The sequence below is a fragment of the Streptomyces sp. JL2001 genome (genome assembly GCF_050917515.1).
In the GTDB taxonomy this organism is placed as follows: Bacteria; Actinomycetota; Actinomycetes; order Streptomycetales; family Streptomycetaceae; genus Streptomyces.
The window spans coordinates 5,391,508-5,404,796 of record NZ_CP169421.1; the positions used below are offsets into that span (position 1 = coordinate 5,391,508).

General features: G+C 65.3%; 12 protein-coding genes and 1 pseudogene. 7 read left to right on the plus strand and 6 right to left on the minus strand.

Going from position 1 to position 13,289, the window contains the following annotated elements:
• Positions 1-619: 619 nt before the first annotated feature.
• Entirely contained in the window at positions 620-1,408 is a 789-nt protein-coding gene (locus ACE1OA_RS24065; RefSeq protein WP_432753357.1) for a TIGR04255 family protein, read from the minus strand.
• 394 nt (positions 1,409-1,802) lie between these two features.
• Between ACE1OA_RS24065 and ACE1OA_RS24070 the strand changes: the two genes are divergently transcribed.
• The gene (locus tag ACE1OA_RS24070; RefSeq protein WP_432753358.1) at positions 1,803-2,093 is read left to right on the plus strand and encodes an Imm32 family immunity protein; all 291 of its coding nucleotides are present in this window, start codon (positions 1,803-1,805) and stop codon (positions 2,091-2,093) included.
• Positions 2,094-2,282: 189 nt separating this feature from the next.
• Here the strand turns inward: ACE1OA_RS24070 and ACE1OA_RS24075 are convergent, their stop codons facing one another.
• Complete coding sequence (locus ACE1OA_RS24075) at positions 2,283-2,504, minus strand: hypothetical protein (RefSeq protein ID WP_432753359.1); 222 nt, start codon at positions 2,502-2,504, stop codon at positions 2,283-2,285.
• Between the two features lie 548 nt (positions 2,505-3,052).
• Here ACE1OA_RS24075 and ACE1OA_RS24080 point away from each other — a divergent pair.
• The 3 genes and pseudogenes from ACE1OA_RS24080 to ACE1OA_RS24090 all read left to right on the plus strand — a co-directional run.
• The gene (locus tag ACE1OA_RS24080; protein ID WP_432753360.1) at positions 3,053-4,114 is read left to right on the plus strand and encodes an HNH endonuclease; all 1,062 of its coding nucleotides are present in this window, start codon (positions 3,053-3,055) and stop codon (positions 4,112-4,114) included.
• Between the two features lie 463 nt (positions 4,115-4,577).
• Positions 4,578-4,808 (plus strand): hypothetical protein, encoded by a 231-nt coding sequence (locus ACE1OA_RS24085; RefSeq protein WP_432753361.1) that lies wholly within the window; start codon positions 4,578-4,580, stop codon positions 4,806-4,808.
• A gap of 88 nt (positions 4,809-4,896) precedes the next feature.
• Positions 4,897-5,448, plus strand: a pseudogene (locus ACE1OA_RS24090) (UTRA domain-containing protein); the annotation flags it as partial.
• A 6-nt stretch (positions 5,449-5,454) separates the two neighbouring features.
• Here ACE1OA_RS24090 and ACE1OA_RS24095 read toward each other — a convergent pair.
• On the minus strand, positions 5,455-5,922 hold the full coding sequence (locus ACE1OA_RS24095) for a DUF4240 domain-containing protein (RefSeq protein ID WP_432754093.1): 468 nt from the start codon (positions 5,920-5,922) through the stop codon (positions 5,455-5,457).
• A gap of 202 nt (positions 5,923-6,124) precedes the next feature.
• On the opposite strand from ACE1OA_RS24095, the gene ACE1OA_RS24100 reads away from it, so the two are divergent.
• The gene (locus tag ACE1OA_RS24100; protein WP_432753362.1) at positions 6,125-8,200 is read left to right on the plus strand and encodes a restriction endonuclease; all 2,076 of its coding nucleotides are present in this window, start codon (positions 6,125-6,127) and stop codon (positions 8,198-8,200) included.
• 185 nt (positions 8,201-8,385) lie between these two features.
• Positions 8,386-8,892: a hypothetical protein gene (locus tag ACE1OA_RS24105; RefSeq protein WP_432753363.1), complete on the plus strand. Its 507-nt coding sequence runs from the start codon at positions 8,386-8,388 to the stop codon at positions 8,890-8,892.
• A 283-nt stretch (positions 8,893-9,175) separates the two neighbouring features.
• Here the strand turns inward: ACE1OA_RS24105 and ACE1OA_RS24110 are convergent, their stop codons facing one another.
• The 3 genes from ACE1OA_RS24110 to ACE1OA_RS24120 form a co-directional block, all read right to left on the minus strand.
• Entirely contained in the window at positions 9,176-9,709 is a 534-nt protein-coding gene (locus ACE1OA_RS24110; RefSeq protein ID WP_432753364.1) for a hypothetical protein, read from the minus strand.
• A 193-nt stretch (positions 9,710-9,902) separates the two neighbouring features.
• Positions 9,903-10,178: a hypothetical protein gene (locus ACE1OA_RS24115; protein ID WP_432753365.1), complete on the minus strand. Its 276-nt coding sequence runs from the start codon at positions 10,176-10,178 to the stop codon at positions 9,903-9,905.
• Between the two features lie 463 nt (positions 10,179-10,641).
• Positions 10,642-11,250, minus strand: a complete 609-nt coding sequence (locus ACE1OA_RS24120; protein WP_356598342.1) for an RICIN domain-containing protein — start codon at positions 11,248-11,250, stop codon at positions 10,642-10,644.
• A 678-nt stretch (positions 11,251-11,928) separates the two neighbouring features.
• Here ACE1OA_RS24120 and ACE1OA_RS24125 point away from each other — a divergent pair.
• Positions 11,929-13,098, plus strand: coding sequence for a PP2C family protein-serine/threonine phosphatase (locus ACE1OA_RS24125; RefSeq protein ID WP_432753366.1), 1,170 nt, complete (start codon positions 11,929-11,931; stop codon positions 13,096-13,098).
• Positions 13,099-13,289: the final 191 nt, after the last annotated feature.

Genomic DNA, 13,289 nt, shown 5'->3' on the forward strand with positions numbered 1-13,289 from the left:
GCCGCCTCGAACGACTTCCGTGCCCGACAAGGGAGTTGGTTCAGTTGCTGCCAACAGCGTAGCCGCTGGGAGCTCCCCGCGAAGCGGCTTCCCGCGGTACTTCAGCTGATAATCGACCATCAGCTGGTAAGGCGAACGCTCCCCCGGGGCAGCCGCGAGAAGGTACCGCTTGGTAGCTTCCGCGTCTCCCTGATCGTGTCCTCGCACCACGGCAAGTTGGCGCCCGAGCAGGGCAGCGTGATGGTCCGTCATGCGCCCACCCGCAGCCCACATGTGAACTGCACGTCGACTGACACCAAAGATCCGAGCCACCTGCTGCCAACTGAGGCCTGACCGCTCTCGGAGCAGGCGGACCTCTGCTGCCGTGCCGATTTGCCCCTCTAGGACAGGGCGCGGGGCCACCGCCGTTCCGTCACCCGTCTGAAAACTGACGTAGGGGATCTCTTCCTGGCGCGGCGGGTTCGCATATGCTGTGCTGGCTGTTCCTGTGAGTCCCCAGAAGCTAAGCACGGCGGCCGATATCATGCGAACAGGCCTAGAGATGTCGCCATTGATGCGCGACCCTGTTGCCTCAGTTCGGGAACCAAATGAACGAGTAAGGGTAGTCACCTGAAACTCCTTATGAGTAGTGTTCCAGGAAGTCTTCAGTCACGAGCGCCCTAAACGCTCGATAAGCGGCATCAGCTAGGTCTCGAACGCGTACCGAGACATCCTCAGGTGAGTAATCCTCGGATTTGTCGGTGAATGCATCTAGGTCTAGGGCGCAGCTGAGCTCGTCTAGAACGGGAATCGTAGGCTCAACCATCCCGCCCGGTGGAATCCAAGCGCTTCGAACGAGCATCTTTTCTGATTCCTCAATGAAAAGTGCTTCGTTTACCGATTGGATCAGCGTGGCCTTTTCTGTTGATCTAGAAAGAGTCCACCCCGCTACGAGGTGAGGGCTGAGGAACCTGCCGATGTCCTGGAGTGGGCTTCCGGTGATTTGGTTGATGTATCGGATGCCAATCCGGTCGCAAAGCACCGGCTCGCCTACCACAGCAAGAGCTTCAAGGACTTCTTTCAGGCGGGTGCAGAAATCGTCCCTAGATGTGTACTTCGAGGTCTCAAGGGAAACGAACCCGTCGGAAAATGAGACTTGCCATACGCTCTCCCTATCGTGCAGCTGCCAAACGCCTGCTTGCCCCTCCTGCTGCATCACGCCGCTGGGAGTGATGAGGAAGTTCACACCGGTCTTCTGGCGGACGATTGGATAGGTCTTGCGAAGCAAACTGCTGAGACGGTGCTGACCGTCACCGAGTGCAATCTCTGGTACCGAAGGGAAGCGGACCTGGGTCAGCACACGCGTCAGCGGAGCCCGGCTCAAGGGCACCTCGATCGCGGGCATGTCTCCGAACAGTCCGTCTCCCATGCTTCACACCCTACTTCACACCTACCCACGATGCACCCGCCTTGCTGGACAAGAGCGGGCAGTCACCCTGATGGCGGCAGGAACAGGGGACCTGAGCTCGCCCGAGCGGGCACGGCAGCCCCTGGAAGCTCCATCGCAGCCCCAGTCTCAGTGGATGCTGTGGCTTGCAAGACAGGAGGGTGCAGGTGCGACCGTCTCTTGGGTTGGGCCTCATCATCGTGCGGGTGGCGTTGGCCTTGAAAGGTGCAGCGGGCGGAAAGCCCGACCTCTGCGCCATGGAACACCCGTGGACACACGGGGCCCGGCGAGCCTTCAGTAACCCGGTGACCTGTAGGACCAATCAAGGTGTACCCGCCCTGCTGAGTCGCGTGCGATCGGCGTCATCATGGTCGGCATGAACCCTGAAGTCAGCAGCGCGCCGACGGAGAGCGCCCAGGGCACGGCCGTGGTGGACGGTGCCGGACTGGTCTTCACGTGGGATGCGGACGCGCGCATCGAGGTACGCGACCTCGGAGGCGAGGTTGTGATCGAGGCGAATGCGACCGGTCTCCGGACGCTGGCTGGGCATCTGCTGGTGCTGGCCGGGGATGGTGTCCCCGATGGGGCCCATCTGCACCTCGAAGAAAGCAACGGGCTGGAGAAGGGGTCCATCAGCCTGGTGCTGGAGCGCAGCGACGAGGAGTAGCAGCGTCGGTGCACGGTCGCGGGCGGCGATGGCTGGGCTGCCTGTGGACCGTGCGAGGGAGCTCAGGGGTGACCGATGGCGACCAGGGGTGACACGTCGCCTACCAGGGTGACCCGGGGGCGCGCAGGTCAGAGGCCCTCGCCTACTGGTTCGCGCCCGGTGGGAGTCGGGCGAGATGGAGTGTGTTCCTCACCGCGGCGGTAGGTGAAGTGGCTCGTGGTGGTGCCAGATGAGGTAGCGGTCCTCGCGGCGCAGTTCGGCGGAGCCCCACTCGATGCGCATGACGCCCTGAGTCATGGAACAGGCGTAGGCGACGAGTACGAGCTTGACGTCCTCTGACAGCAGGGCGAGGTCGGGATGGGGCTCTTGCTCGTCCAACTCGTCGAGGCCCAGGTCGAAGGCTTGTTGCATGGGCTCGGGGCCGTGCCGGCGTATCAAGTTGGCTCGGAAGCCCGTGGCGCGTCGCAGTCGTGCCGCGGTGACGGGGACGTCTTTCTTCGCGTAGCGAAGCGGATAGATCACATGGTCGCCAAGGATCATGAGCGTTCGCCCCTGTAAGCGCACGGGCGTGGCCGCGGGGAGTGAGGCGAGGCCCACTTCTAATTCCTCGTACTGCGCGGCGTACAGGCCGTGTCCGTATGCCTCCAGGGTCTGGGTCTGCACTCCCTCGTGGCCGCTACGGGCTCGGGCATGGGCTCGAACCAGGCTGGCGGGGATTAGGTCGACCAAGGGTCCTGCGGCGTCGCCGAAGGTCTTCTCGGCCCACCCTGTCACGGTTGCCATGGCCTACCGCCCTTCCCCCTTGTGGCACCTGAGTGCCGAGCAGCATTCAACGAAACCGTGCAGGCTGGGTGCGAACAGCGCAAGGGGGCATACGGCGCATGACGAGGCGCACGGTGCCCAGCATCGGTTGCGCCGGGTGGCAGGTGACCGCCAGTGATGGGCCGTACCCTGCCGCCATGCGCAGAGGAGCGATCACACAGGAATCGGTGCTCAAGACCATCGCGGAGTACGACGAGTTGGGACAGGCTGCGTTCCTGGCGAAGTACGGCTTCGGCGAGGCTCGCTCGTACGTTGTGGTGCACGAGGGGCGGGAGTACGACTCCAAAGCCGTAGCCGGCGTGGCACACCAGTGGGATCAGGGGCGGGCCCTCAGACCTGATGAGTTCAGCGGAGGCAAGGAGCACGCCGCGGCGTGGCTGAAGCGCGCAGGCTTCCAAGTCAAGGCTGTCAAGAATCCTGACTGGGCCCGGGACGAGATCATCCTTGCCTGTCAGCTCGTGATGGAGAACGGCTGGAAAGGGCTGGATGCTCAGGACGCCAGGGTGGTCGAGTTGTCAGGCCTGCTCCAGCTGCTTCCCATCCACGCCGAGGCGGAGCGCAACGAGAAGTTCCGCAACCCGAACGGAGTGGCGCGCAAGACGTTCGATATCGCTACGCGACATCCGGAGTATCAGGGCAAGCCCACCAACGGCGGCTCTCTCGACGTCGCCGTGCTGATGGAGTTCCTTGCCCGGCCCGACGAGATGGCCGAGGTCGCTCGGCTCATTCGGCAAGGCATCGTGGCCGGCGAGCTGCAGAGCCTTGCGCCCACTGAGGATGAGGAGTTCGACGACTACAGCGCTCCTGAGGGACGGCTCCTCATGCGTCGGCACCAGGCTCGCGAGCGGAACAAGAGCCTGCGGAAGAAGAAGATCGCTACTGTGATTCAGCGCGGTGGGCGGCTGGCGTGTGAGGCGTGTGGGTTCGACTTCGAGGAGGTCTACGGCGACCGCGGTGCTGGGTACATCGAGTGCCATCATGTCGTGCCATTGCACGAAGCGGGCGAGGGGCGGACCAAGCTCAGCGATCTCGCCCTCATATGCGCCAACTGTCACCGTATGATTCACCGGCGGGCGCCTTGGTCGACCCCTGAGGAGCTGCGGGCCTCCATCGAGCGAAAGCATGCAGCTGACAGACGTGCCGCGGGAGCCGTTGCATGGCCACGCAGGACGGCTGACGAGCAGATGTCGAACCCGTGATCTGACATCAACATCGATGCACAGAGGCAGTTCCGGAGGGCTGTGAGCGACAGCCATCATCGGGGCTGGCAGGGTGTTCAGCCGCCATCGGACGAACTTACAAGGCTGCTATCGGCACCCGGGCCCGTGCCAGTTCCGTGCCAGATTGAGCAGTCAGCCACGGTCAATTGGGGTCCGCGGCGGTGCAAGCGAGCGTGGGGCGCGCAGCACCGTTGTGCGTCCATTGACCAGCCAAGACCCCTGTGTGATCGGCGCCAGGCTTACAAAGCAGATGTCGGCGGTTCGAAACCGTCCGCGCCCACCAGCACAAAGGCCCCCAGCCGATCTTGGCTGGGGGCCTTTGACATCCACATCTGACATCAACGGGGATGGTCGGTCACGACCGGGGCTGCCTCCTGAGTAGCCGGTCCATCTGGCTCCCCCGCGTCCGCAGCCATGATGGCCGCCAGCTGATCACACAGTCATGACCGCGCAGCCGACGTGGCGGATGACCAGTGAGCAAGCGAAACCCCTGGTCGAGCGTCTCTGGGACCCTGATACGCCCGAGGAGGAGTCCTCCGCGATCTTGGTCAGCCTTGAACAAGGCCTGGTCTGCCCGCCCATCCTCAACTTTGCGTACTGGGACTTCGACCCCGAGCTGACAGCCGAGAAAGTGGTCGACAGGGCCCTGAACTGCAAGCCGATCGCTCTCTGAGGGCAGCGCGGTAAGACTTTCTCTATTTCATCAAGGCACCCGCCGCGCACGGCGCGGCGCGCGCGGCCCGTCGCCCGGGCCGCCGCTCCCGCGCAGGCGCGCGCGGCCCGTCGCCCGGGCCGCCGCTCCCGCGCAGGCGCGCGCTGAAGGCGGCGTGAGAAGACCCCTGCACAGCCACGGACGCCTCCTCGGCGGTGTCTGGGAGAGCCGGACCGATGCCAAAGTGCCGGCGTCCGGGGAGATCGCTGCACGGCTCGGGATCGCCAACGGTGACTTGTGCGTCCGAACTGTTTACGAGTTCTGGCCGACGGTCGACCCGTGCACTTGTCGACGAGCTGGGAGCCGTACGACCTCACTGGCGGATCCCTCGTCGTCCTCCCTGAGGGCGGGCCTCACGCCGGGGTCGGCGTCGTGAACCGGATGGCCGACATCGGCGTCATGGTCAGCCACGTCGTTCAGCGCCCCGAGCGCGACAGGCCACTGCCGAGGACGTCTCACTCCTCGGCCTTCAGAAGGCCGCGCTTGTCACGCACATCCGGCGACCTGCTACAGCGGCCAGGGGCGGCCGGTGGAGGCGGCGGACATCGTCGTGCCCGCCGCACTGTGCGAGATCGTCCACGAGATTCCCATCAATCGCTAGGTCACCTCACGCCGGCAGGTCCGGCCAGCCGTCCTTGTTGGAGTAGCTCTCGAAGGAGTACCGGGTGAGGCGGTTCCACTCCCTGCCAGTGGCCAGCTCGTACGCCTTGTCCGGCACGTAGAGCAACCACTCGCCGTCGCACTCGCTGGAGGTGTACGGGGCGAACCTGTCGACGTCGAAGAAGACGCTCTCCCACACGGCCTGCCCTGCGGCCACCACAGCGCAACGTGTGTAGAGGAACACGTCGGAGGACTGCGGGAAGGGCCTGCCGTCCCGGGCCGTCAAGTCGACCACCGGCAGGGTGCCGAACTTCTCCTGGTCTAGACGGTAGAGAGCCTCGGCGTGGCGCTCCGCGAAGCCGATGATGTCGGGAACGGATCGGCGGCTCAGCACCTCGGCGAGGCGCTGGCAGCTCTCTTGCGTGGCTTCGCCGTCCAGGGTGGCGATCAGCGCCCAGAAGTCGGCCCATGTCATGGTCACGGGCGCAGGATGTCAGGGCGGTCTGACATCCACGGTTGACATCGATATCCGCCCGCTGGTCCGACCTGGCGGCATCGCCTGCAGCAAGTGGCTGAGCTAGGTGACGGTTGCCGACTAGAGTCGTCTCGCTACTGCTGGTTGTGGGGCCAGAACTCGGTGAATGCGCCGGGGTTCTGGGGGGAGGGGCCTGTAACGCATGAGTCGTCGCTCTAATGGATTGGTCGGCATTTGGGCCGAGGCTCAGCGCCAGCAGCAACGCCAAGTCGAGGCACAAGCCAGGCAACAGCGGGAACACGAGCGGCAGCAACGCGCTCATGAGCGGGCCCTGGCGCGCAGTCATCGTGAACAGCAAGCGGCCTATCGGCAGCAGCGAGACGCTGAGGCCAGGCGGCGAACCGAGGAGCTGGAAGCTCGAGTCGAGTCGCTACAGGGTCTGCTGGCCTTTGGGTGTCGTGCTCCAGCGTTCACCACCGCCGCTCTCACACGTCCCGAGGAGATTGCGGGGTTCTCCCCGGGGCAACTCGCCTACCCCGTACGGATGCCAGATCCGAACCAGTACCAGGCTCAGAGTGGTTGGACGGCCAACCGCCGGGCTCAGGCTCAAGCGGAGGCCCGGACCAGGTTCGAACGCGACTGGCAGGCCGCACAGGCTGCGGAGACACAGCGTCAACAACAGCTAGCGGCCTATCAACAGCAATACGACCAGTGGGCCACTGCGCAGCTGACAGAGATCCGTCGACACAACGCTGGCATCGATGAGATGGCAGCGGCACTCCGCAGTGGTGATCCCGATGCCGCAGTGGACTACTTCTCTGCTGCCCTCTACTCGTCTGCCGCGTGGCCGGAAGGATTGCCTCGTCAGATTACTGCTGCGTACGACTCGGCTGCACGTCAGCTCGTACTGAACTGGGAACTGCCCAAATACGACGTTGTTCCCGAAGCGAAGTCGGTCCGCTACATGCCTTCTGCGGACCAGGACAAGGAGACTGCTCGCCCCGCTGCCCAGCGTCGAGCGCTCTATCGGGACGTGCTCGCCCAGTGCCTACTCCTCGTTCTGCACGACCTGTTCGCAGCCGATGAGTTTGGTGCTCTGGAATCGGTTGCCCTGAACGGCTTCGTAGACGATCACGACCCGGCGACGGGCAGACAAGCACAGCTCTTCCTGGCCACGGTTATGGCAGCGCGTTCAACATTCGCAGGGCTCCACTTGGAGCAGGTGAACGCTGCTGATTGCCTGGTGGACGGTCTCCGAGGGCAACTGTCCGCCCGCCCCGATCAGCGAGCAACAGTACGACCCAGCCGGGTGCCCGAGGATGTCGGCAACGCTGTCGTCACTCACGGCGGAGACGAAGAACCGGATCTGTACGAAATGGATCCGCTCGAATTCGAGTCGCTGGTCGCCGACCTGTTCCGCGCCATGGGCATGCAGGCCGTGACGACTCAGCGATCAAACGACGGCGGTGTAGACGTCGACGCTCTGGACCCGACTCCGATCCGGGGCGGCAAGATCGTCGTGCAGGTGAAGCGCTACAGAAGCACCGTGCCACCCACCGCAGTGAGGGACTTGTACGGCACAGTTCAAGACGCGGGGGCGAACAAGGGCGTGCTAGTCACGACTTCCGGGTTCGGCCCCGGTTCGCACACTTTCGCCAACGGTAAGCCCCTGGAACTGGTGTCTGGCAGCGAATTGGTCGATCTGCTGCATCGACACGGGCTGCGCGGACGGCTGGGCAACCGCGGAAGCTCGGTTCCTGCCCAGCGAACGGAGTCGACTCCTGCGGCAGATTCGGACCACAACATCCTGGGAATGTCCTGGTCTGGCAGCGTCGCGCTGGACGTGTGCGCACTTGTCTGCAGTGGCAACCGGGCTCTGGACGATGATCATTTCGTCTTCTACAACAACCCTCAGACACCATACGGCGAGGTGCGCTCGTTTCCTGCTGCTGTACCGGACAAGGCTGCGATCCGGGTGTCCTTCGATGCCCTGCCCGAAAGGTCGGACCGACTCGTCCTCGTAGCTGCGATCGACCCCGCTGTGAACCCCGACGCGGATCTCTCCGGCTTCACCGAGGCGTGCATCCGACTGCTGGCCCCGTCGGGGGCCGAGCTCGGCCGGCTAGAGGTATCCGACGGCCGTGTCAACGAGACGGCCTTGGTGCTCGGTTCCTTCCGGCGTCGATCGACGGGGGACTGGGACTTCGTCATGGGAGGCAAGGGGTACAGGGGTGGTCTAGAGGAGCTGATCCGGGAGTACGGAATCAACGCCCAGTAGCCGCTCACTCTCGTGGTCACTGCCCTCCTTAGCATGTGCTTGGAGCCAAGCTAGCCATTCGCGTCGACCGACTGGCCAGGCGTGTCGCCGAGGGGCTTCAGTGACCCCTGTGGCGCTCATGACAGCATCCTCATCGACCGCTCGCGAAGAGCACAGGGACTCCGCGGTGGCGCAGCGTCGGCCCCGTGCAGTTCTCGGAGCACACAATGACAAGGGGCAGCATGGGCGAGACCTCAACGCATCAAGACTTCAGGGTCGGCGACGTTCTCCGGGTGACCTGCCCACCAGCCCAAGGCCGAGTGACTGCCGTGTCCCGCTTCCACGCTTCGGTCGAGTGGCCGTGGGCCGAGATCGATCCGCAGTCTCGGTTCAGGTGGAACGGCCAGAGGGCCTTCGGGATATCGCCGGACTCCCGAGACTGGACCATGAGCCTATTCAAAACCGACCCTGAGCCATGGAACCTGCAGGTTGGTGACACCTGCCTCGTAGGCATACCTGAGACGCTGGTGCGGATCACCGATATCGGTCGCTACGACCCGCCTCAGGATGTGGGCTGGCTTCCCCGCCCTCACACGATGCTCGGCGTAGTGCCTGTCGACTACCCCGCCGAGGCTCTTTCCGAGGACGACGGAGACACGATCGACCTCGACTCAGCGGCACCGGTGTCGATCGAGCTGGTGTCTCGAAGCTGATCCGAGCGTGACCTTCGCGTGCCCGATCACGCGGGATTTTACGGGGAATCACGGAGCAGATCACCCAGAAGACGCGACCGGCCCCTGACCATCGCTCCTGGTCAGAGGTCGGTCACCTGCGGTGGGTGTGGGATTTGAACCCACGGTGACTCGTGCCACGACGGTTTTCAAGACCTCTGCCCGACTCCTGTGACTCAGTGTGAAAGCGTCTGGCGGGTGGTTTCAGTCGGATGCCGGGAGACAATAGACGGCCTCATCGCGCCGGATGGGTCGTTGGCGCTGGTCATGGATCGCAGGGAATCTCAGCCAACCATTCCGGGGTGTAGCACTCGGCGAACGACCACTTCTGGTCCGAGTAGTGATCGTCTGTGCTGTCGGTGTACACCTCAAGCCTTCCTTGCGGCGTCAAGCGGTAGTACTCGCGAACCGGGTCACCCTCCACGGTGGGATAGGTCACCTTCAATTCCGCGCCCTCGCCGTTCTTGAGGGCTCGCTGGAGGCAGTCAATCTCCCGCGCCGCCTGTTTCTGCATCTCCTCACCTTGATCCAGGCTCACCTCGCCACAACTTGAGAACTCGGCTCTGGACTCCCAGCGTTCCTCGACTGGATCGTTCAGCATGCCGCAACCGGTGGCCAGCAAGGACATCAGCGCTACCGCGACGAGCCGCGCGCGGATCGAAACAGCCGCCATGCGGCGACGACGGGTCCTGCCTTGAGCGATCACGCCGCCCCCTTCCTGGCCGTCAGACGCGGCTTCGATCGAACCGGTTCCGTGCGCATGCGTGCAAGATCCGTGCCAGATCGAGCGGTCAGCCACGGTCGATCAAGGGGGAGTGACGGCGCAGAGGTCGTTGGCAGGCCCCGCTCCCCTATGTGGTGAACTGCAAGGGTTGTCCCGCGAGCGATGCCAGGCTTACACAGCAGATGTCGGCGGTTCGAAACAGCTCGCCGCGGGACACCCTTAGGGCATGCTCCTCCGGCTCGTCGGCCGGGGCCCCTGCGGTTTCGGCCTATATCGCCCAGGCTTCGAAGAGGCCTGACTCCCTCCCAAGGAAGAGCGCCGCCGAAGTCGGAATCAGCAAGCAGATGCCGATGCCGCCAAGCACATATGGTGCCGCTTTCGTCACCTTCGGGAAGCGGCCGGCGGATCGACGCTTGCGCGCAATGGCAAAGCGCCGGATCAACAGGGCGGTACTCAGCAAGAGCAGGAAGGCGCCGACGATCTGCAACGCCATCAGGACGCATGCAATAAGGAAAAGGAGCAGGTACGAGAGCAGCACCCCCACGGCTACCCTCACTTACTCCGATTTCGGCGTTGACAGAATCCGGTCGGCGTTCATTGCCGACGGCTGCAACCACGTGCAAGGCGGACAATAGGATCATGGTCTGGATCGCGTCAACCCGTGGAGCTGAACGTGGTGGCCGATGCGTGCCCGAGCGGTTGGTGAGTACAGGAGTCCACAGCGGCGCCCCGGCCTCCAGGCTGCTCGCTCTCCGGTGGCAGCGCAGACTGGGGCGCCATCCGCTTGATCACGTGCCCCGTGCGTGCCCGATCGCGCGAGGGCGCGGTGGCTTGCGGGGCGGGTCCGTCAGCCCGGACTCCCGGTAAGCGGCGCAGTGGCGGCGCGGTGTTGGTCGCCCGCCCGGGTTCCGCAGCCGCGCCTTGTTCGTGGTGGGGCCTGGGCTCGTCGCTCTGGGCCGCACCGTCAGGGTCTGCGCCGATCGACTTCCTGTCCGTGACTTGGCCGGCTACGACCGGAACACGAAGCGCCATTGCTGGTTCAGACCGAGATCGCCGTTGCTGCCGGCCGGATATGCCTGGACCACCGGAGCGCCGTGCTGCTGACTGGCATGGGCCACGTCCATCGCCATCCCGGTGTGGTCCACGACGATCCCGACGCTGTTCCCTACCTGGGGTACCAGACCGAGGGAGCCGTTCACGAGCGGAGCCCTCCCCGGCGGCTGTACGAACCACCACACCTGGTTGCTTCCGCCGTTGCAGGTTGCCTGGACCACCCGAGCGGCGTGCTGCCTGCTGCCATGCGCGACATCCAGGCACATGCCGGAATGCCGGGCCTGGATCCTGAACTTCTGGCCATCGCTGTAGGGCACCAGGCGCCACTGCTGGTTGTGACCGCCCCCGCACGTGGCCTGCACGATGGGGGCGCCATGCGTGTAGCTGTAGTTCGCGACGTCCAGGCACATGCCGGAGTGTTTGGCCTTGATCTGGTAGTAGCCGCTCCCGACCGGGGCCGTGGGTGCGGCGACGGCAGGACCTTCGAAGGCCGACAAGACGCCCACGGCCGCAAAGCCGGCACACAACGCAGCTCGCGACGCCCTTCGCAGGGTGTGAATCATGGCTCCACCTTCAAGCGGGCAGGCCGCCGAACCAGCGCTCTGGGGCAGGAATACGGCGGACACCGCGCGAGAGTGAGAGGGGAAATCCGGGTCGGAGACTCACGACCACCGGTACTGACCAGGCTAGGCCTCCACGAGCCCCGTCGCGACTCGGAGGCGTACTCCGCACAGCTGTCCGGACACACCCCGAGCTCCCGAGAGACGGCGTCAGTGCGGCGGTTGAGGCAGTTCGCCGCGGTGGCTGGGTGTACCCGGGACCCACATCCCTGACGGCCTGTGACCCCCGGGTCGACCTGCCGTCGCCAGAGACCTCGCACAGCAGGCGATGAGCATCATGTCGGGCGCCACGCATGAGACAGGAAGCCGCTACGGAGGTCGAGGGCTCCGGCACCACCGTCTCAGTTCCGTCTCGCTGAGCGACGGTCAGGCCCGTTCGGGAGAGCCCGGAAGCGAGAAGCCGTCCGGCGATCAACCGCACGCGAACGAGCCCGGACAGGGCACGCGCGCGGCACCGCCGACCTGCGCGGCGGACGGTGGGGGACATGCCGCTGGTGGCGTAATGGGGGGTTGGGGCCGTCTGGCGGGATGACGCTGTGTTGCGTCGGATGGCGGGGGCAGCCCGGGGTGCACACGTCGCGCGAGTGGTCCCTGAGCGGATCCACCGAAAAGGAGCCGGACATGGTCGAGGGTTCTGCAGGGCTGGCCGGACTGCTTGCCGCGGCGGAGGCAAGGATGCCTGTCGAGTCGGCCGAGGCGGTCGCCTTCGAGTTGACGAGGACCCTGGATGCCCGATCCGTGTCCTTCCTGATCACCGACTTCACGGGTAACGCCGTCGTATGTCTGACCAACACCCGAGCCGCCGAGGAACGGGAGCACATCAAGCTGCCCGGCACCGTCTACGAACAGGTACTGCGCGACCAACGGGTGTCCGTCCGCCCAGCCCCGGATGCCGACGGGCAGGTCCGGATCGTGGCCCCGGTGACCAACCGCGGGGATGCCGTCGGGCTGCTCGAGGTCTTCCTCCCGGAAGCCCCCGAACCCGCAACCGTGCAGACGATCGCCGAGGCGGCCCATGCCCTGGCCTACATCCTCATCGCCAACCGCCGCTTCACCGACCTTTACCAGTGGGGTCGCCGCACCCTCCCGGTGAACCTGGCGGCCGAGATCCAGAACACTCTCCTGCCCGACAGCCTCACCTGCGAAGCACCGCAGTTCACGATCTCCGGGGAGCTGATCCCGAGCGAGACGATCGCCGGCGATACCTTCGACCACTCCCTCGACCGACACACCCTTCATGTGTCCATCACCGACGCCATGGGGCACAACGTCCGTGCCGCCCTCATGGCCACCCTCTTCGTCGGCGCTCTGCGCTGTGCCCGGCGCAGTGGAGCCGATCTGGCCGAACAGGCCCGGCAGGCCCATCAGGCCCTGCTCGACCACGGACTCCTCGGCCCGCTGGTCACCGGCCAGCTCCTGCGCGTCGACCTGCGGACGGGAAGCGTCGGCTTCGTCAACGCCGGCCACCCCTGGCCCTGGCGCCTGCGCGGGGGACGCCTCGAACACATCACTCCCGAGATCGATCCGCCCTTCGGCGCCCCCCTGCCGCACCCGCACCGCGTCCAGTCTCTCCAGCTGCAACCAGGCGACCGCCTCATCCTGGTCACCGATGGCATGCTCGAGCGGAACGCCGCCGCCGAAGACCTTCCCACCCTGATCGAAAGCACCCGCGATCTGCATCCTCGCGATGCCGTTCACACGCTCACCCAGGCCGTTCTGCATGCCCAGCAGGGTGTCCTGCACGACGACGCCACCGTGGTCTGCCTGGACTGGCGAGGCACTCAGGACTAGGTCCTGCCCGGGCGATCTTCGAGGATCGGCGCACGGCGTCGGATGCGGTGCACGCCAGGCGGAGGGTCGTCCTTCAGGACACCGGATCGACGGCCTCGCGCCGGCGCGAGCCGGGCAACGCCGGTCACCAGCCCGTCGGGAGCGCTCCCCTCGACTCCGTTCGAGGTGGGGGACGTCGTGTGTGATCGGAT

Coding starts and splice junctions, on each gene's coding strand:
- ACE1OA_RS24065 (WP_432753357.1), bottom strand. CDS start 1,408: ATGGGAGACGGACTGTTCGGAGACATGCCCGCGATCGAGGTGCCCTTG.
- ACE1OA_RS24070 (WP_432753358.1), top strand. CDS start 1,803: ATGAACCCTGAAGTCAGCAGCGCGCCGACGGAGAGCGCCCAGGGCACG.
- ACE1OA_RS24075 (WP_432753359.1), bottom strand. CDS start 2,504: ATGCAACAAGCCTTCGACCTGGGCCTCGACGAGTTGGACGAGCAAGAG.
- ACE1OA_RS24080 (WP_432753360.1), top strand. CDS start 3,053: ATGCGCAGAGGAGCGATCACACAGGAATCGGTGCTCAAGACCATCGCG.
- ACE1OA_RS24085 (WP_432753361.1), top strand. CDS start 4,578: ATGACCGCGCAGCCGACGTGGCGGATGACCAGTGAGCAAGCGAAACCC.
- ACE1OA_RS24095 (WP_432754093.1), bottom strand. CDS start 5,922: ATGACATGGGCCGACTTCTGGGCGCTGATCGCCACCCTGGACGGCGAA.
- ACE1OA_RS24100 (WP_432753362.1), top strand. CDS start 6,125: ATGAGTCGTCGCTCTAATGGATTGGTCGGCATTTGGGCCGAGGCTCAG.
- ACE1OA_RS24120 (WP_356598342.1), bottom strand. CDS start 11,250: ATGATTCACACCCTGCGAAGGGCGTCGCGAGCTGCGTTGTGTGCCGGC.
- ACE1OA_RS24125 (WP_432753366.1), top strand. CDS start 11,929: ATGGTCGAGGGTTCTGCAGGGCTGGCCGGACTGCTTGCCGCGGCGGAG.